The 24,705-nt window shown below is 36.4% G+C and carries 29 protein-coding genes; 9 read left to right on the top strand and 20 right to left on the bottom strand.

Annotated elements, in window-relative coordinates; translation table 11 throughout:
* Positions 1–52: 52 nt before the first annotated feature.
* From ACIQLB_RS00100 to ACIQLB_RS00120, 5 genes are all read right to left on the bottom strand, one after another.
* Positions 53–1,477, bottom strand: a complete 1,425-nt coding sequence (locus ACIQLB_RS00100) for an anion permease (protein ID WP_400719561.1) — start codon at positions 1,475–1,477, stop codon at positions 53–55.
* 556 nt (positions 1,478–2,033) lie between these two features.
* Positions 2,034–2,648: an HD domain-containing protein gene (locus tag ACIQLB_RS00105; RefSeq protein WP_400719563.1), complete on the bottom strand. Its 615-nt coding sequence runs from the start codon at positions 2,646–2,648 to the stop codon at positions 2,034–2,036.
* 902 nt (positions 2,649–3,550) lie between these two features.
* Positions 3,551–3,778, bottom strand: a complete 228-nt coding sequence (locus tag ACIQLB_RS00110; RefSeq protein ID WP_400719565.1) for an RpnC/YadD family protein — start codon at positions 3,776–3,778, stop codon at positions 3,551–3,553.
* Between the two features lie 103 nt (positions 3,779–3,881).
* A complete protein-coding gene (locus ACIQLB_RS00115; protein ID WP_400719567.1) occupies positions 3,882–4,292 on the bottom strand; it encodes an Rpn family recombination-promoting nuclease/putative transposase in 411 nt (136 codons plus the stop codon).
* 100 nt (positions 4,293–4,392) lie between these two features.
* A complete protein-coding gene (locus ACIQLB_RS00120) occupies positions 4,393–6,072 on the bottom strand; it encodes a formate--tetrahydrofolate ligase (RefSeq protein ID WP_400719569.1) in 1,680 nt (559 codons plus the stop codon).
* A gap of 213 nt (positions 6,073–6,285) precedes the next feature.
* On the opposite strand from ACIQLB_RS00120, the gene ACIQLB_RS00125 reads away from it, so the two are divergent.
* Positions 6,286–6,486: a cold-shock protein gene (locus ACIQLB_RS00125; protein WP_079560081.1), complete on the top strand. Its 201-nt coding sequence runs from the start codon at positions 6,286–6,288 to the stop codon at positions 6,484–6,486.
* A 93-nt stretch (positions 6,487–6,579) separates the two neighbouring features.
* On the opposite strand, the gene ACIQLB_RS00130 is transcribed toward ACIQLB_RS00125, so the two are convergent.
* Complete coding sequence (locus ACIQLB_RS00130; RefSeq protein ID WP_400719572.1) at positions 6,580–7,365, bottom strand: VOC family protein; 786 nt, start codon at positions 7,363–7,365, stop codon at positions 6,580–6,582.
* A 204-nt stretch (positions 7,366–7,569) separates the two neighbouring features.
* On the opposite strand from ACIQLB_RS00130, the gene ACIQLB_RS00135 reads away from it, so the two are divergent.
* Entirely contained in the window at positions 7,570–8,058 is a 489-nt protein-coding gene (locus ACIQLB_RS00135) for a flavin reductase family protein (protein ID WP_400719574.1), read from the top strand.
* Between the two features lie 252 nt (positions 8,059–8,310).
* Here the strand turns inward: ACIQLB_RS00135 and ACIQLB_RS00140 are convergent, their stop codons facing one another.
* The 3 genes from ACIQLB_RS00140 to ACIQLB_RS00150 all read right to left on the bottom strand — a co-directional run bounded on the left by ACIQLB_RS00140 (position 8,311) and on the right by ACIQLB_RS00150 (position 10,479).
* Complete coding sequence (locus ACIQLB_RS00140; protein ID WP_370043566.1) at positions 8,311–8,466, bottom strand: YezD family protein; 156 nt, start codon at positions 8,464–8,466, stop codon at positions 8,311–8,313.
* Positions 8,467–8,826: 360 nt separating this feature from the next.
* Positions 8,827–9,501: a phosphopantothenoylcysteine decarboxylase domain-containing protein gene (locus tag ACIQLB_RS00145; RefSeq protein WP_400719577.1), complete on the bottom strand. Its 675-nt coding sequence runs from the start codon at positions 9,499–9,501 to the stop codon at positions 8,827–8,829.
* Positions 9,502–9,603: 102 nt separating this feature from the next.
* Entirely contained in the window at positions 9,604–10,479 is an 876-nt protein-coding gene (locus ACIQLB_RS00150) for a LysR family transcriptional regulator (RefSeq protein ID WP_400719579.1), read from the bottom strand.
* Positions 10,480–10,613: 134 nt separating this feature from the next.
* On the opposite strand from ACIQLB_RS00150, the gene ACIQLB_RS00155 reads away from it, so the two are divergent.
* Positions 10,614–11,513, top strand: a complete 900-nt coding sequence (locus ACIQLB_RS00155) for a DMT family transporter (RefSeq protein ID WP_400719581.1) — start codon at positions 10,614–10,616, stop codon at positions 11,511–11,513.
* Positions 11,514–11,674: 161 nt separating this feature from the next.
* Here ACIQLB_RS00155 and ACIQLB_RS00160 read toward each other — a convergent pair whose 3' ends face one another.
* The 4 genes from ACIQLB_RS00160 to ACIQLB_RS00175 all read right to left on the bottom strand — a co-directional run bounded on the left by ACIQLB_RS00160 (position 11,675) and on the right by ACIQLB_RS00175 (position 14,221).
* Positions 11,675–12,022, bottom strand: coding sequence for a general stress protein (locus ACIQLB_RS00160; RefSeq protein ID WP_400719583.1), 348 nt, complete (start codon positions 12,020–12,022; stop codon positions 11,675–11,677).
* A gap of 217 nt (positions 12,023–12,239) precedes the next feature.
* The gene (locus ACIQLB_RS00165; RefSeq protein ID WP_400719585.1) at positions 12,240–12,683 is read right to left on the bottom strand and encodes a Dps family protein; all 444 of its coding nucleotides are present in this window, start codon (positions 12,681–12,683) and stop codon (positions 12,240–12,242) included.
* Positions 12,684–12,958: 275 nt separating this feature from the next.
* Positions 12,959–13,141, bottom strand: coding sequence for a hypothetical protein (locus ACIQLB_RS00170; RefSeq protein ID WP_400719587.1), 183 nt, complete (start codon positions 13,139–13,141; stop codon positions 12,959–12,961).
* Between the two features lie 141 nt (positions 13,142–13,282).
* Entirely contained in the window at positions 13,283–14,221 is a 939-nt protein-coding gene (locus tag ACIQLB_RS00175; protein WP_400719589.1) for an RpnC/YadD family protein, read from the bottom strand.
* A gap of 169 nt (positions 14,222–14,390) precedes the next feature.
* Between ACIQLB_RS00175 and pepF the strand changes: the two genes are divergently transcribed.
* Positions 14,391–16,205, top strand: a complete 1,815-nt coding sequence (gene pepF / locus ACIQLB_RS00180; RefSeq protein ID WP_400719591.1) for an oligoendopeptidase F — start codon at positions 14,391–14,393, stop codon at positions 16,203–16,205.
* 228 nt (positions 16,206–16,433) lie between these two features.
* Positions 16,434–17,417 (top strand): SEC-C domain-containing protein, encoded by a 984-nt coding sequence (locus tag ACIQLB_RS00185; RefSeq protein ID WP_400719593.1) that lies wholly within the window; start codon positions 16,434–16,436, stop codon positions 17,415–17,417.
* 309 nt (positions 17,418–17,726) lie between these two features.
* Here ACIQLB_RS00185 and ACIQLB_RS00190 read toward each other — a convergent pair whose 3' ends face one another.
* Positions 17,727–17,918 (bottom strand): zinc-finger domain-containing protein, encoded by a 192-nt coding sequence (locus ACIQLB_RS00190; RefSeq protein WP_400719595.1) that lies wholly within the window; start codon positions 17,916–17,918, stop codon positions 17,727–17,729.
* Between the two features lie 169 nt (positions 17,919–18,087).
* Between ACIQLB_RS00190 and ACIQLB_RS00195 the strand changes: the two genes are divergently transcribed.
* Positions 18,088–18,480: a ribonuclease HI family protein gene (locus ACIQLB_RS00195; RefSeq protein WP_400719597.1), complete on the top strand. Its 393-nt coding sequence runs from the start codon at positions 18,088–18,090 to the stop codon at positions 18,478–18,480.
* A gap of 376 nt (positions 18,481–18,856) precedes the next feature.
* A complete protein-coding gene (locus ACIQLB_RS00200) occupies positions 18,857–19,501 on the top strand; it encodes a C40 family peptidase (RefSeq protein WP_400719599.1) in 645 nt (214 codons plus the stop codon).
* A gap of 42 nt (positions 19,502–19,543) precedes the next feature.
* On the opposite strand, the gene ACIQLB_RS00205 is transcribed toward ACIQLB_RS00200, so the two are convergent.
* Complete coding sequence (locus tag ACIQLB_RS00205) at positions 19,544–20,734, bottom strand: MFS transporter (protein ID WP_400719601.1); 1,191 nt, start codon at positions 20,732–20,734, stop codon at positions 19,544–19,546.
* 5 nt (positions 20,735–20,739) lie between these two features.
* Positions 20,740–21,138, bottom strand: coding sequence for a MarR family winged helix-turn-helix transcriptional regulator (locus tag ACIQLB_RS00210; protein ID WP_400719603.1), 399 nt, complete (start codon positions 21,136–21,138; stop codon positions 20,740–20,742).
* Between the two features lie 261 nt (positions 21,139–21,399).
* Between ACIQLB_RS00210 and ACIQLB_RS00215 the strand changes: the two genes are divergently transcribed.
* Positions 21,400–21,954 carry a DJ-1/PfpI family protein gene (locus ACIQLB_RS00215; RefSeq protein WP_400719606.1) on the top strand — a complete coding sequence of 185 codons (555 nt, stop codon included), beginning with the start codon at positions 21,400–21,402 and terminating at the stop codon, positions 21,952–21,954.
* Between the two features lie 37 nt (positions 21,955–21,991).
* Here the strand turns inward: ACIQLB_RS00215 and ACIQLB_RS00220 are convergent, their stop codons facing one another.
* The 3 genes from ACIQLB_RS00220 to ACIQLB_RS00230 form a co-directional block, all read right to left on the bottom strand.
* On the bottom strand, positions 21,992–22,306 hold the full coding sequence (locus ACIQLB_RS00220; protein WP_400719608.1) for a DUF3889 domain-containing protein: 315 nt from the start codon (positions 22,304–22,306) through the stop codon (positions 21,992–21,994).
* Between the two features lie 111 nt (positions 22,307–22,417).
* Positions 22,418–22,561, bottom strand: coding sequence for a hypothetical protein (locus tag ACIQLB_RS00225; protein WP_185903432.1), 144 nt, complete (start codon positions 22,559–22,561; stop codon positions 22,418–22,420).
* Positions 22,562–22,584: 23 nt separating this feature from the next.
* Complete coding sequence (locus ACIQLB_RS00230) at positions 22,585–22,821, bottom strand: hypothetical protein (RefSeq protein WP_400719611.1); 237 nt, start codon at positions 22,819–22,821, stop codon at positions 22,585–22,587.
* 130 nt (positions 22,822–22,951) lie between these two features.
* Between ACIQLB_RS00230 and ACIQLB_RS00235 the strand changes: the two genes are divergently transcribed.
* Entirely contained in the window at positions 22,952–23,164 is a 213-nt protein-coding gene (locus ACIQLB_RS00235) for a hypothetical protein (RefSeq protein WP_400719613.1), read from the top strand.
* A 224-nt stretch (positions 23,165–23,388) separates the two neighbouring features.
* Here ACIQLB_RS00235 and coaW read toward each other — a convergent pair whose 3' ends face one another.
* Positions 23,389–24,225 (bottom strand): type II pantothenate kinase, encoded by an 837-nt coding sequence (gene coaW / locus ACIQLB_RS00240; protein WP_400719615.1) that lies wholly within the window; start codon positions 24,223–24,225, stop codon positions 23,389–23,391.
* Positions 24,226–24,705: the final 480 nt, after the last annotated feature.

Genomic DNA, 24,705 nt, shown 5'->3' on the forward strand with positions numbered 1-24,705 from the left:
AAAAAATATCCGGATAGAAAATATTTCTATCCGGATACAGAAGCTAATTATTTCACCAATAGCCAAGAAGCTTCCACCATAGTCCTCCTACTATAACAAAAATCAGGATGGTAACAATGGAAACTACAAATCCAACTGTCCACCATTTCTTTTGGTCAATATAACCTGCACCAAAGAAGACCGGTGCTGGACCAGAACCATAATGAGTAGTGGCGCCAAATAAATTACTAAATGCCGCTAATAATATAGCTGCCAACATAGCAGGTGCTCCTGCTTGCAGCATAACAGATAAAAATGCTGCATACATCGCACTAATATGAGCAGTGGAACTCGCAAAGAAATAATGAGAATAGAAATAGACTAATGCTAATATTAACACAGCCCATATCCAACTATATCCAGATACAAGTCCACCCACTTCATTACTAAACCATGGAATCAACCCTAGTTTGTTCATAAAAGATGCCATCATAAATAATGTTGCAAACCAGATTAGTGTATCCCATGCGCCTTCTTCCTTCTTAATATCTGCCCATGTTAATACATCTAACAATAAAAGCAATGAAAGACCAATAAGTGCTGCTGTAGTGGCACTAATCCCTAAGTAGTCTCCGCCAATCCATAACGACAACACAGCAACAAATACTACGATCATTCGTTTTTCAGAACTTTTCAGTGGACCAAATTCATCCAGTTTCTGTTTAGCGATTGCTGCTGCCTCAGGTGTTTCCTTGATTTCAGGTGGATAAATTTTATAAATAACATAAGGAACAACAATTAAAGCTGTTAACCCAGGAACAATCATGGCTACTGCCCAACCAAACCAAGTAATAGTTACGCCAGCTGAATCACTAGCTAGTTTAACAATTAAAGGATTTGCTGCCATGGCTGTCATAAACATAGCAGACGTTATTAAATTCCCTTGAAAGCCTACCTTTAAAAGAAAGGCACCCATCTTACGCTCTGTTCCGTCTTCTGGTTTAGATCCGAAAGTATGAGATAGTGACTGGATGATTGGAAATATAACACCACCAGCACGAGCTGTATTACTAGGAATAGCTGGCGCTAATATTAGGTCACTAGCTAGTAAAGAGTAAGACAGACTCAAGGTTTTTTTCCCAAAAAGACGAACAAATACATAGGCAATTCGTTCTCCTAATCCCGTTTTAATAAATCCACGAGAAATAAAGAAGGCAATAACAATTAGCCAAATCGTTGAATTGCCAAAACCGCTTAATGTCTCTTCAATGGTTAATGTATTCGTTATGGCAATCATAGCCATAGCAATAAAGGATATAGCTCCCATTGGCAATGGTTTCGTTATAAATCCTATAATTGTCGCAACAAAAATAGCAAACAGATGCCACGCTTTTTCCTCTACTCCTGAAGGTACTGGACAAAACCAGATAGCTACGCCAACAGCAAGGGTAATAAAGAAAGGAACCCATTTGACTGCGCTTTTTGCTTCTTCTTTCATGATGTTAAGACTCCTTTGACGGTTACCCCAATGTATTTAAAAGGAGATTTCTCCCACGATCTAATATGTGAATGAAAAATAGACCTAATTCTAGATCCCCCTTGTCGAAAAAACATAAATAATTATATATGCTTTATGTAATGGATGAAAAGAGTTTTGGTTCATTTCTTTTAAAAAAATGAATAAAAATTAGAAATATCGCCCTTTTTTATATTAATTTTCTTGTTAGAAATTTTCGGCAATATCAAATCCATCGAATTTAGCATGTGCCAGATCCACTGAAAAGATACTCATTTCGTTTAAATTAGCTTCAATGCGAGAATCAATCCCTCAAATTTCATACTGTAAAAAAAGTGAAATCACCCGGTAATAAAGTAGAGGTATGGTTTCACAGTGATAATACAATTGCAGACTCATATCCTGCTCTAGCGGCAGAAAAAAATTGAAGTAAAAAAAACTTACCTGATTTTTTATTCACTCTCCTTCCGAAGTAAATGAATCAAAAAATCCGTTGTCTATTGAAATAGACAGCGGATTTTTTTAATAGCGTGAGGAATTACTTACCTATTTCATTTTGTAATTGCTCTAAAAACTGTACCATAAATTGATGGCGTTCTTCAGCCATTTGCTTGCCCTTTTCTGTAATCATTAAATCCTTCAGCAATAATAACTTCTCATAAAAATGTGTAACTGAGGATGTATTTTTACGACGATACTCCTCCTCTGTCATATCCGTACGTGCATCCTCTTCCTTATCATAAAGCTTTCGACCTTTAGCTCCACCAAAAGCAAATGTGCGTGCAATACCGATTGCCCCAATCGCATCTAAGCGATCTGCATCTCGCACTATTTTTGCTTCGATAGAAGTTGCTTCTAGCTCATTGCCACCATTAAACGATACTTGTGCGATGCAATCTCGAATATGCTGCTTTTTCTCTTCGCTTAAAGACAGCTCGGCAATTAGCTTACTTTCTTGTTCCTTGCTATCGGTATACTTTTTATCACTTACATCATGCAAAAGAACAGCAATTTTCACGACTTCTGCATCGGCTTCCGGCTCTGTAAATAATATCGATAATGCATTTTGATAAACACGTTCAATGTGTTGAAAATCATGACTAGCATCAAATTGCTCATAAATATCTCGTACTTTGTTCATTAAATTGTTCATATTCTTTGTTCAGTCCCTTCATACTTTATTATACTGTATTGCTTAGAATAGTTAGTAGTTATGAATCTCTTGGCTCAACAAAAAGACAACACGGAAAGTTGTTTTCAATTGACTAATTTTTCAGAATATTGTAAGATAAATATACAGAACAACTAGTTTTGTTCTGTAAGCTCACTATTTCAGTGGTGTACAAGAACTATGTTTTGACAAATTTAACAACTTCAGCGGGATTACAATTGAATATTGTGTTGAAGATGACGTGCTTATAGAGTATAGCAATCATCTAAAAAAAAAATAAAAGTGAACACTTTCCCTTAGAAATTCTTTGTTTTAACCCGCATAGTGAATGTACATGACGAAATGAGTGAACAAACAATTAGCCTGTTTTCACGACCAAGAAGGCTTTGACCAAATGTCGCAAACGTGTGATATCTTTATCATTAATTGATGTTACCTTCTTCTATTCATGATCTTGAATATGTGTGAACGTAACTCCTCCCATTAGTGGCAAATAGTACACCAATTTCTTGCCAACATATGCGAAAAGCTGAATCATCAGAGTCGTGCTAACAAAACTAGGGAATACTTTTTTAGGCAAAATTTTTTTCGAATTTCATTTATGCCGTAAATGAAGTATTAAGTTATGAAGGAAGTAGGAACGATAGTTATGTTATGTAATACCCACCCGCTGAAGAAACAATAAAAGCTGCCCATCTTATTTATAATAGATGAAGGCAGCTTTTATTGTTTCTTCAATTTCCATTTTAAAGACATATATCTCCTATCTCCTAACTCCCTTTTCCCTGCTTCATGTTTTTCCCCATTCCCTTCTAAGACAAACCTAAGGAAAAAAATTATTCTGGACACGGGAGATTTTAGAGACATGACTAACCTTGTTAACCTTATGGTTGTTTATCATCATGATTTTGAATTAGTCTTTCTTTGATTTCTTCAATACGCTCCGTAGATAAGCCTGTTATTTTACAAATAAAATCAATATCCATATCATTCACTAAAAGTTTGTTAGCGGTTTCTTCTTTTTCTTCTATTTTACCTTCCCTTTTCCCTTCTTTCCTTCCTTTTTCTATCCCTTTTTCTATCCCTTTTTCTATCCCTTGTTGCTCTGCCATATGCTTTATATCCTCTAACTTTCCCTCTTCATCAAGGATATACTTTAAGCGAGATTGATAGGCAATAACATCTTCCTGTGATAAACTTAGCTCTTCTCAAACATTAAACTAGTTCCTCCAATTCACGATAAATTTTATCATAGACCTTATTCTTTCGTGCATCGACCATTCCTAACAACAATAACCAGCGTGCTAAAATATCATCCAGTGGCTTAAGAACTCCCCTCTGCCATTGTTCAAGGAATTTATTCATTTCAATAAAGTGCACTTCCAAAGCATCATCTTGTATAACTAATCGCTTTAATGTTTTATCCTCATATAATCGGAAGGTACTGTGATAATATGCACTTTGAGGAAACACCGTGAAATTACATATATTAATGGTAATCGTCGGTAGCAGTTTATGATACCCCATACCCTTTTGTAATTGTGGTGTATAAAGTTGAGCCCAGTAAAATAATGTACGCTTAAACATATCGTGCTGATTAGACAATTGAATTTCAATATTAATCATTTGCTGATCCTACGTTTTCACAACAATATCTAATCTTGAAAAAGCTGCCCTTTATAACTTAAAGGAACAGCTTTGTATGTTGTATTTATTTTTTTCTTTTCTAGAACAATCCTACCGCACGTCCTTCATTATCAACACCCATACGTAAAGCAGCAGGTGCTTTTGGTAAACCTGGCATTGTCATAATATCCCCAGTTAAGCAAACTAGGAAGCCTGCACCAAGCTTAGGAATGACTTCACGAATAGTGATTGTAAATCCTTCTGGACGTCCTAACAGTTTCGGTTGGTCCGATAATGAGTATTGCGTTTTGGCCATACAAATCGGTAGTACATTCCAGCCAAATTTTTCGATTTGGGCAATTTGCTTCTTCGCTTGATCGGTAAATTGCACATCTTTCCCACCATAAACTTTTTGCACAATTGTACGTACTTTTTCCTCAATAGATTCAGTTACATCATATAAAGGTGAGAAATTGTTTTCTTCATTAAGAACAGCTAGCACTTGTTCAGCTAAGCCTAGACCACCTTTTCCGCCTTCCTCCCAAACGTTCGTACGAGCAATGCGAACATGCTTTTCTTGACACCAATCTAATACGGCAGTAAGTTCAGCCTCTGTATCTGTAATAAAGCGATTAAGCGCAATAATTGGCTCTACACCAAATGTACGAATCGTCTCGACATGCTTCTCTAAGTTTTCAATTCCTTGTAAAAGCGCCTCTACATTTTCGCCAACTAATTCTGTTTTCTCTACACCGCCATGCATTTTTAATGCACGAATAGTAGCTACGATCACAACTGCACTTGGCTTAAAGCCGGCTTTACGCGCTTTAATGTTCATGAATTTTTCAGCGCCTAAATCTGAACCAAAGCCCGCTTCTGTCACAACAATATCGGCTAGTTTACGTGCTGTTTGCGTCGCCATAATCGAGTTACAGCCATGTGCGATGTTGGCAAATGGTCCACCGTGAATAATGGCAGGTGTCCCCTCAAGTGTTTGCACTAAGTTTGGTTTAAAGGCATCTTTTAATAATAATGTTAAGGCACCTTCAACTTGAAGATCACGCACGAATACAGGCTCACGCTCAAATGTATAGCCAATTACGATACTTGCTATACGTTCACGTAAATCTTCAATACTTGTAGCTAAACAGAAAACTGCCATAATTTCTGATGCAACGGTAATGTCAAAGCCGTCCTCACGTGGCATCCCTTGAACAGGACCACCGAGACCCACAACAACTTTACGAAGGGCGCGATCATTTAAATCCATTACACGCTTCCAAATAATACGGCGAGGATCAATGTTTAAAGCATTTCCTTGGTGGATATGATTATCAATAAAGGCTGATAATGCATTATTCGCAGTCGTAATCGCGTGAAGGTCACCAGTAAAATGCAAGTTAATATCCTCCATCGGTACAACCTGTGCGTATCCACCACCTGTTGCTCCACCTTTCACACCCATCACAGGGCCGAGTGATGGCTCACGTAAAGCCACAACAACATTTTTATTCAATTGATGCAGTGCATCAGCAAGGCCAACCGTTACAGTTGATTTCCCTTCACCTGCTGGAGTTGGACTAATGGCTGTAACTAATACAACTTTTGCGTCCTCACCATGTGCTGTTATTTTTAATGGATCAATTTTTGCTTTGTAGCGACCATACTGCTCAAGAGCATCCTCTGGAATGCCTGCAGCTTTCGCTATTTCTGTAATAGGCTTCATAACCGCTTGACTAGCGATTTCTAGATCTGTTAAAGGTTGATTTTTCGTTGTCATTTGGCATCCTACTTTCAATATTAATAAGTCCATTATAGACTTTATTGTGAAATAAATCATAGTTAGTTATACAAGCATTTCGACAATCAATTGACAACTTTGCTCAATTCATGTATGTTCTTAATGAAAATGCATTTTTTCACATTTTCGCAGGTTATGTCACGACTTAATTGATTTTATTCTACATTTCAAGCGCATGGGAGGCGAATGCTTATGCAACAGGGAATCGTAAAGTGGTTCAATAATGAAAAAGGTTATGGCTTTATTGAATGTGATGATGGAGAAGATGTATTTGTACATTTTACGGGAATCCAAGAGGAAGGCTTCCGTACACTTGAAGAAGGTCAAAAGGTATCATTTGATGTAGTGGAAGGTAATCGAGGACCACAGGCGTCAAATGTTGTTAAATTTTAATCACAAGGGAGCTGTTCGTTGGATGAACGGCTCCTTTTTTTTCAAATGCTCTTAATTGTATTAGCGTTGCTTTATCATCTAAATACGCTAACTTCAGCGATTGATCCAATAAAATGCTCCTGGAAAAACTAGCGTTTCCTTCGTTCTGTCAGTATCCGTAAGTGTAACCCCAATCGGCCCTTCATTTAAATGGCCTAGCGTCATAGTAGCTGCCGCGACTTCGTCATAAAAATCTAGACGTATATTTGGTAACTGTAAGGAAATAAACTGTTCTTGTTGTTCAGGCTCTGGTAGTTGTAATACTTCCCTCCACAAATTCACAGTAGCTTGCACATCTTTTACATAAAATTGTACAGATTCCATCGCTATTGATTGATTCGTATCAATAGCTCCATTTGCTTTTATTTGTGCAATACGTTCCTCATCTGTATCAGCCCACTCAATCAAAAATGGAAAATCAATTACCTGCTCTGGCTTGCCAAAATGCAATAGCTTCCATTCGACTACGGAGCCATCCGGTCTAGTACGACTACAAGCATCAGGTCCATAAACATCAAAGCCAAGTGCACGTAAACGTTGTGCCTCTTCCTCGATTTTTTTTGTACGTAATGCAATTCTTGAAAAACCATAGCGCTCGTTAGCACTTTTAAACGTATAATGTAGGGAATAAGGTAGTTTCACTGCATTTTCAAATAAATTACGATCATAAATGGCTATTTGCTCAATATAGTTTAATCCAAAATAGCTTAACGTATTGTATGTCCCCCACATTGTATGTTGACCACCGTTAACTGTAAGGATATTACGTTTATTTAAGAAAACCTTTGTATTCTCTGGCGATTGAACTTGATGAACTAGATGGTCAAAATATAAAGTCATGACTAAACCTCCTTTTTTCCTCTATTATATACTTTACCTGTTAGTTTTGTTGGTTTAAAATAAAATTAAGAATATTATAATTATTGAGAAGTTGCTATTTTATGATATCTATTTTAAAATGCTCGGCAACGAAATGATTTCGATGCCGATGGTTCATCAAAAGAAGATTTTTCATTTCCGCAAATCAATGAAGAGGTGATTAGAATGACAGACAAAGTAGCTGCTTTTAAACTTGCATTAGGTAATTATCCAACAGGTGTTACAATTGTCACTGCTTGTAATGACGTAAATGAACCTATTGGCTTAACTGTCAATTCCTTTACGTCAGTTTCCATAGATCCACTCCTTATTTTATGGTCGCTCGATAAAAAATCACAGCTGCATCCATATTTTACTGCAGCTCAGAAGTTTGCTGTTAATATTTTAGCGAGCAATCAAGAACACTTATGTACGCTATTTTCAAGTAAAATTCCCGATCGTTTCGCCCAGGCTAAATGGTCAACCTCTGCTTTAGGTCTACCAGTTTTGCATGATACTGCAGCCATTTTGCAATGCAAAATATCTCAGCAAATTGATGCTGGAGATCATACGATATTTATTGGGCAGGTCCTAGAAATTGATGATTCACAGAAGGAGCCCTTACTGTATCATCGCAGACATATTGGTGAAATCCCAAAAAGTTTTTATGAATAGGCTATTGCAAGGAAAATATACGCAAAAACAGGGTGATTCATCGTAATCATCCTGTTTTTTGTCGTATTCTCCAGCCCTTTATCGAAATATTAAGTTTGGTTGATGAAAAGTAATTCTAGGAGTAATATAATGAAAAGCACCTTCAAAATCACTATTAAGAATAGCCCACTTAGCAGTACCTAAACAAAAAAATGTCCACAAGGAAATAATTTCTGTGGCCTCCAAACATCCGTTCAACTATCGTCATATCGGTTACTTTTTCTGTGGAAATCTTTGCTTTTCAAGTCTGTTAATTTGCACAATGACACCATCTTGAATCGTAACGTGTACTTCTCCAAATTCCAAATTTTGAATTGCCTTTGCAATTGCCTCTAGTTTTTTGTCATCTACCTTTACCTGTTGAGTCATCCGATACACACCTTCTTTTACCATATTTTTTGTACAAAAGAGACCAACACGTCAATCATAGCTCTCTTATCTCTTAGGTAGCTCTATTAGACTTGACCTACACTATTTGTTATCGAAGCTTCATTTTGGACCAAGTCCTGCACCTCTTTAGATAAGAGTATTACGTTTCTTGGAAATAATTCTATAATTCAGAAAACCTATTGTCAATATAAATATTATAAAACCTAGCTGAATACTATGTAATTGAGAAAAAGGAAGTATTTTTTCGTTTATTTTTTTTTGCCAATAAGTATCACCAGTCTTCATAGTACAAAAAAACAAAAACTGTGTAGAAATATTTACCTCTACACAGTTTTTGTTTTAATCATTTTGTAAAACATCCATTAATGCTTTCGCTGTCTTTTGCTTGCCCATAATCTTTAGCGGTTCGCCTTGAGCCGGTACAATCCAGTGTGGCTCATCCCCACCATATAAAGACTGTGAGCTATTAGCTACCATAAATTGAGCGTTGGCCGATTCCATTCGTAGACGTGCACGGGACAGTAAAAATTCCTCATCATCTGTTGCCTCAAGTTTAAAGCCCACTAAAGTAACTTTCGACTGCCACCCTTTTATTTGACCTAAAATTTTAGGTGCCTTTTTAAAGTGAATGATAGGTGGCTCATCAGATGGCATTTTACCTGCTTCCTCCATTAAGTTCCCACATTGGTCATACACTTTGTCAATGAGCCAATCAGAACCTGCAGCTGCCATAATAACGATATCCACCTGTTCTTCCTGAATAGCATGTCTAACTTTCTCGCCTAAATCTTCAATGCCTTCAAATCGAATGGTACGCATTTTATCTTTATTCGTCGGAAGCTGTGCGAAATAACCATGCATATACAATACGTTTGCCCCAGCCTCTAGTGCCGCTTCAGCTAAATAACAGCCCATCGACCCTTTCGATAAATTCGTATGCCCACGCACACGATCCCATTTTTCAAGTGTTCCCCCACTTGTAATGAGTACGGTCTTACCTCGTAATGTCCCCATACACTCACCTTTTTTCTTGAAAATATACAAATACTATTTTAACGTAATGCTATGTGATGCTTCAATGTTGTTTTTATAGAGCATGTTGCTCTCCAAAAAAAATCATTTCATATTTTGTTCTTTTAACCAGGAGCTTAATATCTCCGCAAATTTCTTCGTTACTGGTGATGCTTGGTGTTTCATAGCTAATCCAATTGTGCGATAGCCACCTTGTTTTAAAGGTATGGCTTTTATCGTAGGTGGCAAGTTATTTATCACTAATTTTGGTAAAATACTAATTCCAAGCTGGTGAGAAATCATCGAAATAATCCCTACCTCTTCCGATAATTCAAAGCGAATATTTGGCTTCACGTGATATTGCTCTAACAGTACTTTCACATCATTTGTCCCTTTATATGAAGTCATGATAAATGGCAAATCTTCTAGTTCAACAATATCAATTTCTGCTTTATCATAAAGCGGACTTTTATCGGAGACAATACACAGCAATGGATCCTGCTGTAGTTCAGTATACCGAAATTGCTTAGACTTTTGACCATTTAGAAATCCTGCATCAACCTCTCCACTTAATAGCCATTGTTCAATTTCATAATAATCTCCCTCACGTAATTCAACTTGAATACCAGGAAATTGATTGTCCATAATACGAACAATTTCAGGCATCCAGTTTGAAGAAATACTTGAAATTACACCGATTCGCACTTTCCCACGAGTAACACCAAGTATATGTGCTGCTTCTTGCTCTAACAGTTCCTCTGCATCGAGGACATGTCTCATTGCCCTTAGCATTGTATCTCCTTCACTCGTTAACGTGACACCTGCTCGACTTCTGTGAATGAGTGCAAAGCCGAACTCCTTTTCTAAACTTGAAACAGCATGACTTACAGCAGATTGGGTTAACCCTAATGCATCTGCTGCTTTTGTAAAGCTAGCTACCTCAGCCACTTTATTCAAAATCTCATATTTGACTAAACTCATTGGCTTGTCCTCTATATACATGAATTTTTTTAATACTAATTATTATAAACATTCGTTTTACTAATCACAATACAAGATATATAGTAAATTTTAGTATGAAAACTGTTTTAGTACACAGAATGTAGGTGAGCATAATGAGTGTCCAAGGAAAAGCAAATTTATTAATGGTTATAGTGACAATGTTTTGGGGATTATCTTATACCTTTATGGTCATGGGGCTTGAAACATTGGCGGTTTATAATGTGGTGGCATTGCGTTGTATCATCGCATTTTTCGCAGCAGGTATCATCTTTTATAAACGCATGATTAAGGTCAATGCTAAAACTTTAAAATATGCAGCTATTCAAGGGTTTCTACTATTCATTGTGTTCGTTCTAAGCTTATATGGACTAGCAACAACATCGGTATCAAATGCTGGATTTATTTTAAGTCTAACAGTTGTCTTAGTACCTATTTTCAGCAGTTTTATTGAAAAGAAACTACCTTCAAGAGCAGTTAGCTTTGCGATTGTTTGCACAATGATCGGGATTACAGTGTTAACTGTTCATGGCTCACTTACCTTTCAAAAAGGGGATATTCTAGTAGCCATCGCTGCACTATGTTATTCGATTTACTTACTGTTAAACAGTACATTTACACGGAGCGTTGAATCAATTTCCTATGGCATTTACCAGCTCGGTTTTGCTGGACTTTATGCACTCGTTTTAACATTAATTTTCGAAACACCATCACTTCCAAATTCAACGACTTCTTGGATTGCTATTATAGGACTCGGTGTCATTTGCAGTGCATTTTGCTTCGTAGGTCAAACTGTTGCACAACAGTTTACTTCTGCTACACATACAGGACTAATATTTTCCTTAGAACCCATTTTTGCAGCGATGTTTGCCATGATGTTTATCGGGGAAGGAATAACAATAAAATTAATTATAGGTGGTAGCTTTATTCTATTGGGTAACCTTGTTGCTCAATTAGAGCATCTCCATGTATTACGCTTTATTAAAAAACATGAACATGAAAAAGCTGTACATTAAACAGCTTTGAGTCCTCCCTATGCAAAAAACAGAGTGATGCACGTGCACTCACTCTGTTTATTCTAAATATATATTTTACTTCTGCATTTAAACGCTCACGTATTTTTTGAGAGGAAAATCTCCATCTAACACGTGAATCAAGACGACTAGCAATCATCTGATTATGTTGTCTTAGATGCAATTGACTGCTCAGTCAATAATACAATAACACCTTGTTCTACGAGATGGGCATAGTAAGCTGTTTGTCCTTCTGTAAGATCAAATCGCTTTATTCCCTCTGTTACAGCCGATTCACCGGTAAACCATGATTTAAAATGATCCATCCAATTCCCTACCTCATGTGTTTTTACATTATGATCCCATTTTACATCCTCAAAATGGCTCGGATCCTTTGCTATAACGTGAATGTCCTCTATTTGATATGCTTCTAATCGCATACTGTCTAAAATATGAAGCATTTCTTCCCTTGTATGGGCCACTTCAATTTCCGGATTTTGTTCATTCTTCATGTTCAATTCCTCCTAATCTATGGCTTACTAGATATCTACCCTACCTATTTATAAATAAAACCTATTTTGTCCGTTCTTTATCGAACTGTAATATATGTTGTCTCTTTGCGATACATGTTCACGAATTGAAACAATGGTTATATAGTTTTATGAAACGTCAAAAAAATAGACAATGGGAGCTCACTAAGAGCTCCCATTGTCTATCATTTACTTGCGGTTATTTGTGACCAAGGAAGGCTTTCAACATCCATGTATGCTTTTCAAGGGACTGGTACATAGCATTTAGTAAATCCTCTGTTCGATCGTCCCCTTCTTCTGCCGAAAGTTCCATTGTTGAATTTAAAGCTTTCATAAGTTTTTGGAAATCAGCAATGGTTGTAGCCACCATTTCCTCTGTAGTCTCATTCCCTGTCGCTTCCTCTATACAGGATAGCTCAAGATGTTCTTTTAATGTAGCCACTGGTTTTCCATCTTTCGAAAGAATACGCTCTGCAATTTCATCTAAATTTAACGTTGTTTCATTATATAATTCTTCAAATTTTGCATGTAGTGTAAAAAAGGCATTTCCCGTAACATACCAATGATAATTGTGCAATTTCGTATAAAGTACAGACCATGTAGCGACAAGCTTATTCAATTGTTTATTTAAGTTTTGTGTCATTATTTCTCCTCCAATGTGCCAGTCATTCTAGCCATTAGTATGCGTTGCAAAGTATGCTGACTATACACACATTTTTCTCATTGACACAAACAATTTTTAAGGACATTTGTAAATACAAACCAAAACATTTTCCACTATAAAGACATTCCTTAAAAACAAATGAATTCCATCAATCGGATGTTAAAAACTTCCAACAAACCTAATGCGGGATTATCATTTTTATCTTTCGACACAATTAGTCTATTTCCGTTTCTTTCGAATTTCCTTTATATTATTCACTGGAAGATTTGAAACCTCAGCAATCCATTCGTCCTCAGCACCTTTTCAATCAAACCAGTGATTATCTGTTTCATGCCTTTCTCAAAGCCTTCCTTGAAACCTTGCTCAAATCCTTCCAGTCTCTCTAAATCCAAAACTCCAACAAGTGTCGGTGGTAAATCTTCTTTATTTAGATGCAAAATTTCTTCCTCCTCTCTAATTTAATCTTTCATTTCTCTTACAAGCTGTTTAGACATAGTACTTGATAGTTTTAATAAGTAATCTATGATGTAAAGCAACGCACTTACTTCTGTTCGTTCAACATTCTAAATACTTTTTAATTATTTAAGTTCCTTACGAATTTCTTTTATCTTTGTCACTGGAAGCTTTGAAACTTCAGCAATCCACTCATCGTCAGCACCCGTTTCAATCAAACCACTGATTATTTGTTTAATGGTTTGTTCAATTCCTTCCTGCCTTTCTAATTCCAAAACTCCAGCAAGTGTCGGTGGTAAATCTTCTTTAGATAGATGCAAAATTTCTTCCTCCCCTTTAATTTCGTCTTTTACATCTCTTATAAGCTGCTCAGACATAGATTTTGGTAGGTTTAATAAATAATCAATGAAGTAAAGAAGCGCACGTATTTCTGTTCGTTCAACATTACTTAATAACCATACTTCGCTTAGTAATACTCTTTTGTAAGCGCTCCGAAGACTCATTTTGTTTTTTGTCTGATACAAATAAATAGATGCTAGGATAGCCTTACTAAACAGCTTCGGTGATTTTTTTAATTCTTCTTCATCAAAATCTGACACGACAAACTTGTTAAAAGTATACATTATTTCTGTACCAAAATATTTTTCATGATACTGATTCGTGCTTTTTGTACTCTTATTTGTAAAGATAGCAATAGCCACAATCTTTTTACCATAGCGATCACTGATACGATAGAAATACTCAAACATACGCTTTGCAAAATGCACTTCATCTACAGCTTGTATTTCTGTATGGACAAGGATCCATTGCTCTTTACCACTTTTCAGATGAACCTTCGCAATTTGATCAGCTACTTTGCGCCCTTGACGATGTTCAATAATTTCTTTGAAAAGCTCCTGCTGTAAAAGCTCAACTTGCTTTGAAAAATCCACTTCAGCATGTAAGTCTGGCAAAAAGAACAACAAAAAATCTTCAAACAAATCCGCAATTAACTTCTTCCATAGATTATCTTGATTTACGTGACTAAGCTTATACACATCTGGTTTCTCCCAAACTAACTGCATTATAATTACATCCCCCCTTTACCTTAAATCCATTATAGCTAACACGAACATAGGTTTCTACATCATTGTTATATTTTTACGAACATTAAAACTATTCTCTATAATCATTTCACTTTCCGAAATAGTTTCGTTATAATGAAATCACTTACTTAAAAAGGGGTGTTAATTAATGGAGGTATTGCCATTACGAAAAGATGTACCAGTGAAGCAAACATGGGATTTAACAGATTTACTTGAAAATGACGCGGATTTTGAGCCTGAATTAGCGAAGCTTGTGGAAGATGCAAAAAATTTCGAACGCACGTATCAAGGTACAATTACGGATGCCCAAAAGGTAATTGATGTTTTAACAGCTTATGAAGCACTATATGAAAGCATAATTCCTATTGGTACTTATGCAAGCTTAAATAATCAAGCTGATCATACAGATAATGAAGCCCAAATGCGTGCTGCAAAATATGGTACGGCAGTCGGAAAAATAAGTAGTACATTTTCTTTCGTACGGAGTGAATTGCTAGCTCTAGATGAGTCTATTTTAGAGGAAGCTGCTACATTGAGCCCTAATTATAAAGTCTATTTAGAGGAATTATTAAAACAAAAGCCTCATCAGCTGCATCCAGAGGTAGAAAAAGCACTAGCTGCATTTAGCTCTACTTTTTATGCACCATATGAAACGTATAACACGACAAAGCTTGTAGATATGCATTTTGGAGAGTTTGAGGCCAATGGCGAAAAACATCCACTTAGTTTTGTATTATACGAAAATGACTGGGAGTTTGACGCTGATACAAAAGTACGCCATGCTGCATTCCAAGCATTTACGAATAAATTACGCGATTATCAACACACCACTGCGAAAATCTATAACACACATATTCAACAGGAAAAAACAATGGCGGATTTACGTGGCTTTGACTCTATCATTGATTACTTACTTTTTGATCAGGATGTTGATCGATCACTTTATAATCGTCAAATAGATCTTATTACAAAAGAGCTTGCACCTCATATGCGCCGTTACGCAAAGCTTATTCAACAAGCAAATGGCATTGAAAAAATGACATTTGCTGATTTAAAGATCGCCCTTGATCCAGACTATGATCCGAAATTAACAATAGCTGAAGCAAAAGAATATGTTGAAAAAGCATTAGACGTTATGGGTGAGGATTACAAAGAGATGATCGAAAAGGCGTTTAACGAACGCTGGATTGACTATGCACCAAACAAAGGAAAATCGACTGGGGCATTCTGTTCAAGTCCATATGGTAGTCATCCGTATATTTTAATGTCTTGGAATGAACGTATGAATGAGGTATTCACTTTAATTCATGAGCTTGGGCACGCAGGGCATTTTGCGAATGCACATGCCCATCAATCTTATTTTAACAGTCGTCCTTCTTTATACTTCATCGAGGCACCGTCGACAATGAATGAAATGCTGCTAGCCAATTATTTATTAACCCATAACGATGATCTTCGCTTCAAACGTTGGGTAATTTCAAATATTGTGTCCAAAACGTATTATCATAACTTCGTCACACACTTACTAGAGGCAGCTTATCAACGAAAAGTGTATGAATTAATCGACGCTGGAGAAGCTGTGAATGCTACCGTTTTAAATCAATTAAAACGCTCAGTATTAGAAGATTTCTGGGGTGACACTGTCGATATTACTGAGGGAGCCGAGCTAACTTGGATGCGTCAACCACACTATTATATGGGCCTATATCCATACACATATAGCGCTGGCTTAACAATTTCGACACAAGTATCCAAGCGGATCTTAAAAGAAGGTAAGACGGCTGTAGATGAATGGTTAGCAGTCCTGCAAGCTGGAGGTACGAAATCACCTGTAGAGCTAGCTCAAATGGCGGGTGTCGATGTTACAACAGACCAGCCGCTTCGAGATACGATTGCTTACATTGGTCACCTTATAGAAGAGCTTGAACGATTAACGACAGAAATGGAAGCTATCAAAGGCTAAACATTGCGAGAACCATCTATGCTATTTCTAAAGCGTAGATGGTTTTCTTTTTTTAGTTCTAAGCTGGTAATTTAGTACATATACTAGAATCAGGGCGTCCATCCACATTTTTTGATATTTCTAAATAGACTATCATTTTCCTTCGTACAAATGTACCGTTATTATTAAATGTAAGCAATTTATTTAGCAATATTCGACTAACAATTTTCAAAGGAAGTGTTTCTAATTATGGTAAAACGTAATGATCCATGCCCATGCGGTAGCGGCAAAAAATATAAAAAATGTTGTGAAGGTAAACAGCAAGTTACAGTAGAAGCTGTAGCAATTGAAGAATTAGAGCGTGTACTACAAACATTTTACTTAGAATATCCAGAACGCAAAGATGTTCGTGCTTATATCGAACATGTAGGTACATGGCAGCCTAAATTAGAGAGCGTACTACAAAGAGAGCTAATTGAGGCGATCGCGTTAGACGACTTCTTCTTCCATCAAGAGCCATCTATTTGGAAAGGTTACTTAAAGAAAATAAAGAAAAAAACGGTAAGACCTTCTACAGTAAAAGTATTAGAAGACTGGTCACAACCTCATCTATTTATTGGTTCCGTGTCAGTTGTAGAGGAAAAATATTTCAAAGCTACACATGTGTTAACAAATGAAGAAATTTATATTCGTCGTGAAAATGACAAACCGATCCCTGAAGGTATGCATGTTTTTGCATTCATCTTACCAGATGGTACAAAAAAATCAGAGTATTATTTAGCTGTTTCAACGCTTATCTTCTTCCCGGAAGATCATGCAAAAGTATTTGAGCAATTTAAGCAAAATTTTGAGGCTTCTGAGAAGAAGGTTAGTACATTCTTAAAAGAAGAGCATTTATCCTTCTGGGAGTTACTTGTGTCGAATGGTTATAAAGGCGAGGAATTCACGAACTTTGAGAGCAATGTAATCACACAAGTTAAAGATTTCCTTGAGCAAAATGAGCGAGAAACAGCTCCTATGTTAGAGCTTTTAGAGGACTATTTAATTGAAGGACAACCATCTGCGCGTAAAGAGGCTGCCATTGCTGCTGGCGCGATTCGATATGGTCAAGAAAAAGAGCTATTCGAGTCGCTATCAATGACAGTAAAAGAAATTGCAGCGACGTTCGATATTTCAGCTTCCTCTCTTACAAAATACTACCAAGACTTAAGTAACTATGCTTCAGCTAAATAATGTTTAAAATAGCGCCACACGCTCTAAGCAATCTTGGAGTGTGCGGCGCATTTTAGTCTACATAGAAAAAAGCTACAGTTGTTATCGGCAGTGAGCCGACAACAAAGTAGCTTTTTCTATGGTAACCAACCAATACAATTTTTTCCGAACATATTGTTATTTATGCATCGAATTTAGTAAATATGATTATTTATTGATCAAAAATGAAACTTTTATCATTAAGCTTTACTTTATTTAAACATAGTCCGTTAAGTACCTATGATTGCTTTGCCACAGTAGAAAAGACATTTCTGTTATATGTTAAAAACATTATTTACTATATACCTTCAAGAGCTCTTCTCCGAGAAATTGTAGTCGCTCTCCTACTGAGCAGGCTTCAATACAGAAACGATGAGCTCCATGTTTCCCACGCTCTTTTCGTAATTGCTTTATCACTAAGCAATCAGCACAATACGTATCATGCAGTTCATCAATATCTTTCATAACCGCCACTTTATCCAAATTGAACTCTCGCTCCTTTCACGTCCAAATTTCGCTTCTTACTATTATGAAGTGAACATTTTGAACAAGCAACTATTTTGTTTTTCCATTAAACATCTACTTAGATATTGTGAAAAAGCACTATTGATGTACAATTAAAGTAAAATCTAAATCAAAAAGTAGGGATTTTATGTTAGAAGTATATATAGATGCTGCTAGTGCAGGAAATCCTGGCCCCAGTGGTATTGGCATATTTATTAAAGGCGAAGGCCATCATATACAAATCAGTGAGTATATAGGGCAAGCCAATAATCATATTGCTGAGTTTACAGCCTTAGTACGTGGCCTTGAAGAAGCACTAAAGCTAAGTTCAAACCTAGTCTCAGTGCGCTCCGATTCAAAAATTGTTGTTGCCTCTATGGAAAAAGAATATGTGAAAAATGAGGAATTTAAACCTTATCTTGAGCAGGCACTTACACTTGCGAGTAGCTTCGATTTATTTTTTATTAAATGGGTTCCAGATACGCAAAATAAAGCTGCAGATGCACTTGCACGTAAAGCAATTCAAAAAGAAAAAAATTAAACTATGGGGACTGTCCCTTGCAATCAATTATGCAAAGAGTCGGTCTCCTCCCTTCATCTGCCTAACTTCATTCAGATACTTAATATCCCCCAATATTTCATTTTTATCATCTTCGTTTTCATAAATAAACAAAATATATGCTCATTAAGGACCGCATAGGAATCACCAAGTCCCCATCCAATAACTTATATACATGGCATATGTATACAAATATCACCCCTGATTTTTGATGATGATCCATAAAATAATATATTTTCCAATTATCATTAGTATAATTTGTATCCTTAATGTTATTTTATTGACATACTATTGTAATATTACAATGTTAATATCATATATATATTAAGCTTTTAAAGTTTTTAGGAGGATACATATTATGAAAAAGAATAAAAAGTATAGATGGGGATTGAAATTAGCTACATTGGCTTTCAGTTCATCTGTACTTTTTTCAACAATTGACACAGCATCAGCGGCAACTTATACAGTAAAATCTGGTGATTCTTTATGGAAGATTGCCAATCAGTACGGTGTTACTTATCAAACATTGATGAAATGGAATAACTTATCTTCTTCAACAATTCGCGTTGGACAAAAGTTAAACCTCAATACCACATCAACAATATCAACACCTACACCTAAACCAACAGTTTCAATTACACCTAAACCAACAAACCTAGTGCAAGTTGCTAAACAACAATTAGGCGTAAAATATACATTTGGTGGAAGTAAACCGAGTACAGGTTTTGATTGCTCAGGCTATGTCACTTACGTATATAATAATGCTGGTATTTCTACAGCTCGTAAGTCAGCAGCTGGATTTTACAGTACAACTAAAAAAGTAAGTGCACCTCAAGTAGGAGATTTAGTATTTTTCGCTAATACATATAAAGCTGGTATCTCACATGTAGGCATTTATATTGGTAATAATCAAATGATTAGCGCAAGTGACGGTGGTGTTTCTGTTGCTAACATCAATAGCTCTTATTGGAAAACACACTTTGCTGGATATGGTCGTATATAGTAAATAACAAAAACAGTTGGGAAATCCCAACTGTTTTTTTCTTTATACATGTGCTACTTTTTTCGATTTTATTTTTGCTAAACGTATTAAATAAATGATAAAGACAACAACTAGTAGGCCTGCTCCAGCTAGATATACTGAAGCATAGCCTGCTTGCACGGCCACCATTCCTAAAATATAAGAGCCAAGCGCAATGCCTATGTCAAACATGGTAAAGAACGTTGCTGTTGCATAGCCACTACGTGTATGTGATGTAGACTGTATAGCTATTGCTTGTAAGCTTGTAGTCACTGCCCCATAGCCAAATCCAATAAAGATGGCTGCAAATAAAAACAATGCTGCTCCTGTGACAAATGCAAGCATAACAAGACCGATAGCAAAGAGTATAATACCAGGTATAATAACAAACTGCGGCCCTTTTGTATCATAAAGTTTACCTGTATACGGACGTGTAATAAGCATTGCTGCTGCAAAAACTGCATAAAATAGACTCGCTACAGCCATTAAATCTTTTTGCTGTGCGTAGACTGATAAAAACGATAAAACACTCGAATATGAAAAAGCTACTAAACTAGCAATCGCCGCAACTGGAAGTGCACGACGTTCAAATAAATCATCAAATTTAAACGTCAATTTACCCTGATGTTTAGGGTTGGGTAAATCATCAGTTTTTATCGTTACAGCTAGGCTGCCCCCTGCTAATATACAAATACTCATCACAATAAATAATACATTGAAGCTACAATATTGAATAAGCAGCAAACCGATAAATGGTCCAATAACTACTGCTAAGTTAGTAGACATTGCGAAATAGCCTAGACCTGCACCTTTTCGATTGGCTGGCACTATATCTGCAGCTAAAGAGCCAGCTGCTGTTGTAATAATACTAAAGAAAATCCCTTGAATAAAACGTAGTCCTAGTAAAAGTCCAAAAGGATGAATAAATAAATATAAAACTGTACATAAAAAATAGCCTATAATTGAAATAACTAAAAGCTTTTTCTTCCCAAAAACATCTAATAGTTTACCCGAAAAAGGACGAACGATAATGGCTGATAATAAAAATCCTGATATCAACAATCCCGCTTCCTTGTCTGTCTGGTGCAACTCACCAATCGCATATAGCGGCAAAGTCGTTACCAATCCATAAAAAACAAAAAATACCGAGATATTTGTTAAAAAGAGACTAATAAACCGCTTCGTCCATATTTTTGTATTCTCCTCTTGCTGCACGTCTATCAACCTTTCATTTTTTCCAATAAAATTATAAATTGCTGTTGTTCCTCGACAGTCAATGCCCCTACCATTTCTTCCTCAAAAGCTAAGATAGTTTTAGTGATAGCAGGCAAATGTTCCTCTGCATATGGTGATAAGGTAACGATTTTTTCACGTTTATCTTCACCATCAATTCTAAGTACCCAACCTAAAGTCTCGAGTCGAGTAATTGCTCTAGTTATACTTGGTGCCTCAACGTTTAAATACTTCCAAATTTGTGTTAATGTCATTGGCCCATGATTATGTAAGCAATATAAAATAGCCCATTGTGAGCTATACAAGTTGTGCTGTTTCAGTACTTCATTTAAACAATTCGTTAAATAACGACTTTTTTGGAATAAAGCATGAAATATAGGATTCATGTTATTGTCCTCCTGAATTTATTTACCTAGCTAAATAAGTACTATACGCTTCATTTTTTTCGTTGTAAAGCAAGTTGTTTGAAGATTTGATGGCGTGCATTTTAAGCGTAATGATTCTTAGCCGACTGACGTATGATTCATTATCATCAGCTATTAGCTTGCATTTATCAGCGATTTTCTCCGACGTACTAAATATCAGAAGGGAAATTTTTGAAAATGTCGAATTAAGCTAATAGATTACAAATAAAAGGAGATGGAAGCATGGGGAAAAAGGTATTAATACTTGCAGGAGACGCAGTTGAAGCTTTAGAAATTTTTTATCCTTATTATCGTTGTCTTGAGGCTGGCTATGATGTAACGATTGCAGCACCATCTGCAAAGAAATTACAGACTGTATTGCACGATTTTGTCGATGGTGTCGATACATACATCGAGCGTACAGCATATGGCTTAGAAGCACACTCATCCTTTGCAGAAGTAGATCCAGCACGATTTGACGGGCTCATCATTCCTGGTGGACGAGCGCCAGAATACATTCGTTTAAATGAACATGTTCCAGCACTAGTGAGCCATTTCTTTGAAACAAATAAACCAATCGCTGCTGTATGTCACGCAGCTCAAATTTTCGCGACCATTCCAGAAGTTCTGAAAGGACGTGAACTAACAGCCTATATTGCCTGCAAGCCCGAAGTTCAAGTAGCAGGTGCAACGTATATCGATGCTAATCTTCACACAGACGGCAATTTAATTAGTGGTCATGCATGGCCAGATTTACCTGGATTAATGCGAGAATTTATTAAAAAGCTAGAAAGCTAACGGAATGAGGATGCCTGAAAGTAGGCATCCTCTTATTTTATGGAGTGGTTTCTTGGAATTCAATTTTCACTACTTTATTTGTATTGGTTACATATTTGATTCGAACCTTTACACCGAATTCCTTGTCACTTTGTTTTAGCCAAAGCTTAAATTTTTCAATAGTGGAGTCTTCAATAACCTCGCTTCCCTCATGCAAATAATCGAGGATTTTTGCTTGAGGGTATTTTGCATGTGTCTCTTTTATCGCTACTTTTCCCCATTGAGCATGGGCTGGTATTCCCTGTTGAGCATAAGTAATTTTTGGGGTATTTATAAATACAGCAAACAATACAAGAAAAATGCCAAGTTTCACACAAAATTTTCGCAAGTTAATCAACCTTTCATATTCTTTTGGTATAAAGTAGCCAAAACAGCAAAAAATAAGTGCTCCTTAAGTATTCTCAACCTTAAGGAGCAGTTTTCGTTATCTTTTACTGGATTGTTTTGGTTGTTGAGGATTGTTATGAATTACTTGATTAAATTCTGCTGAGTATTCTTCACGATCATTTCTTTTATGTGTATCTTCTTTCTTTTTCTTTTTGAAGCTTGTTTTATTCTTCTTTGCCATTATTTAAGCCTCCAATATTTCAGTTATTTGTTTTTGTTGGACTGCTGATTTTTCTTATGGTTCGTTTTATTATCTTTATTTTTGGCTTTCGCATCAAATTCTGCAGCGAATTCTTCATTTAGATTGTCATTCGGGTTATTGTTATTACTATTGGATTTATCGAGGTCTATTTTTTTATAGGTATCAAAAGGATTATGCGTTCTAACATTCATTGTTTTATTGTTGTTTTTGTTGTTTCTATTGGTGTTTCTATTGGCCACGGATATTCACCTCCTACATGTAATGTGCTCAGGATAAAAGGTTTTATGCTTTGGGGATAACTGCAGGCATTACTAAAAGGTTTCCAGTCCAATCAATTTCGCCTTGGCGTAATTGCGTCCGGATTTTGAATTGTGCCTAGGCCTGCACGAGGGCCGACACGATGTCGGTCATTTCGGTAATGCCACAGGACGTGGCGTTTTTACCGAGGGCCAACACGATGTTGGTCATTTCGGTAATGCCACAGGACGTGGCGTTTTTACCGATGCAGGTCAGTTAGCCGTTTTCGCAGGATGCGAAGGTTTTAGGCTAACATCCTTTATTCCTTCCTTTCAAAATCCGTGACATCCGCCGGAGGCTTTGGGCCAACGTGATGTTGGTCACTCAGTCGTTGTCACAGGACGTGGCGTTCTTAGACTGAGTTCCTCTATTTTCGTAGGTGTTTGGACACTCACTGAAAAGGAACCACATCTGCATTCGTCTCACCACCTTTATAGGTAGAACTCTTCTACTGAATGAAGATAAAAAAAATGTACATCACTAATATTAATTAGTAATGTACATTGTAGTTAGACAATTGTATATTCAGTTATATTTAATAATGCACCAACTGCACCTGAAAAACCGTGGTCATTTATAAAGACTGGTGTATGTTTTTTCGTACGTGTGTAATTGGCAATAACACGTGTAAGATGTTCATTATTACTTAAAGTTGAACCGATATAAACGATATGTTGAGTATTTTTTTCTTCGGCATATTGAATACTAAGTGTAGTAATAACCTCACCGACAAGCCCTTGTACAGTTGCAATAATATCTTCAGTTGGATGTTTGACAGACTCTGTAATACCAACTTTCCCAAAATTACTAGCTGTCAATTGCCCATCAATAGGTGTGTCCATCCCTTGATAAATATCCTTTACTAGTAAATCAATTTCTTCTCGATTACCCTTAGAGGCCAGTTCTCTTATTTCATTATAATCCGTGATGCCGGTTGTAAGCGCTGACAATCCAATCAATGTTCCACCACCAACGCCTGTCCCACCAACACGAATATGCGTATTATCTTCCATATAATGAATTGAAGTACCAGTACCAATATTAGTAATCATACTTCGCTCGAAGAAGTACCCCTCTTTATGCAACAAAAATCGAACGCCCTTCAATGTGGCTTCAAACTCTACTATATAATGAATCGATTTCATTGTTTTGATGACATCCAGTAATTGTTCTGTACGCCCTCCCGTAACACCAATATCCTCAATATCTGGATGATTAATAATCCAATTCTGCACAGCTAGCAAATCATTTGACGGGAAAGTTGTTAAAACGAGCTCATTATGCTCATCTAAATAAGCAACTTTTGTCAATGTTCCGCCTGCATCAATACCTATAGCCTTTGGCATACCATTCTCCTTTGACTTTACGTATAATCTCTATTTCAGAAGGTGAGATATATACTAGATTTTGCTTTTATTCAAGAGGCGTTTGAAGCCTGTGAATAACGTTCATGCATCAACAAATGTCACGGATTTTGCAAGGAGTTATTGTGCCAAAATCCGATGAATTGTATTTCAGTACCGAAAGCAAATCTACAGCTACAATTGTTTACTGCGCGAAAGCGAAGCGTCAGCAGCAATTACTCGAAAAGTGAAGTTGTATCTTTGTCCTTCCTAAACTTTAACGCTGTTGAAATAAATGTGCAATAACTTAGCAAACTTTCATGAAAAAAACACGAAAAATATCAATTATTTTCTATTAATCACACGATATTCGTCGCATTTTTATAACTTTAACATTATTCTACTATAAAAACAAAAGAAGTGAAAATGCAATGATACTCGATGCATTATCACTTCTTTTGCAATTCTAGCTGAAATTCACCA

It is taken from the genome of Lysinibacillus sp. NPDC092081 (genome assembly GCF_044755845.1).
Classification (GTDB): domain Bacteria; phylum Bacillota; class Bacilli; order Bacillales_A; family Planococcaceae; genus Lysinibacillus.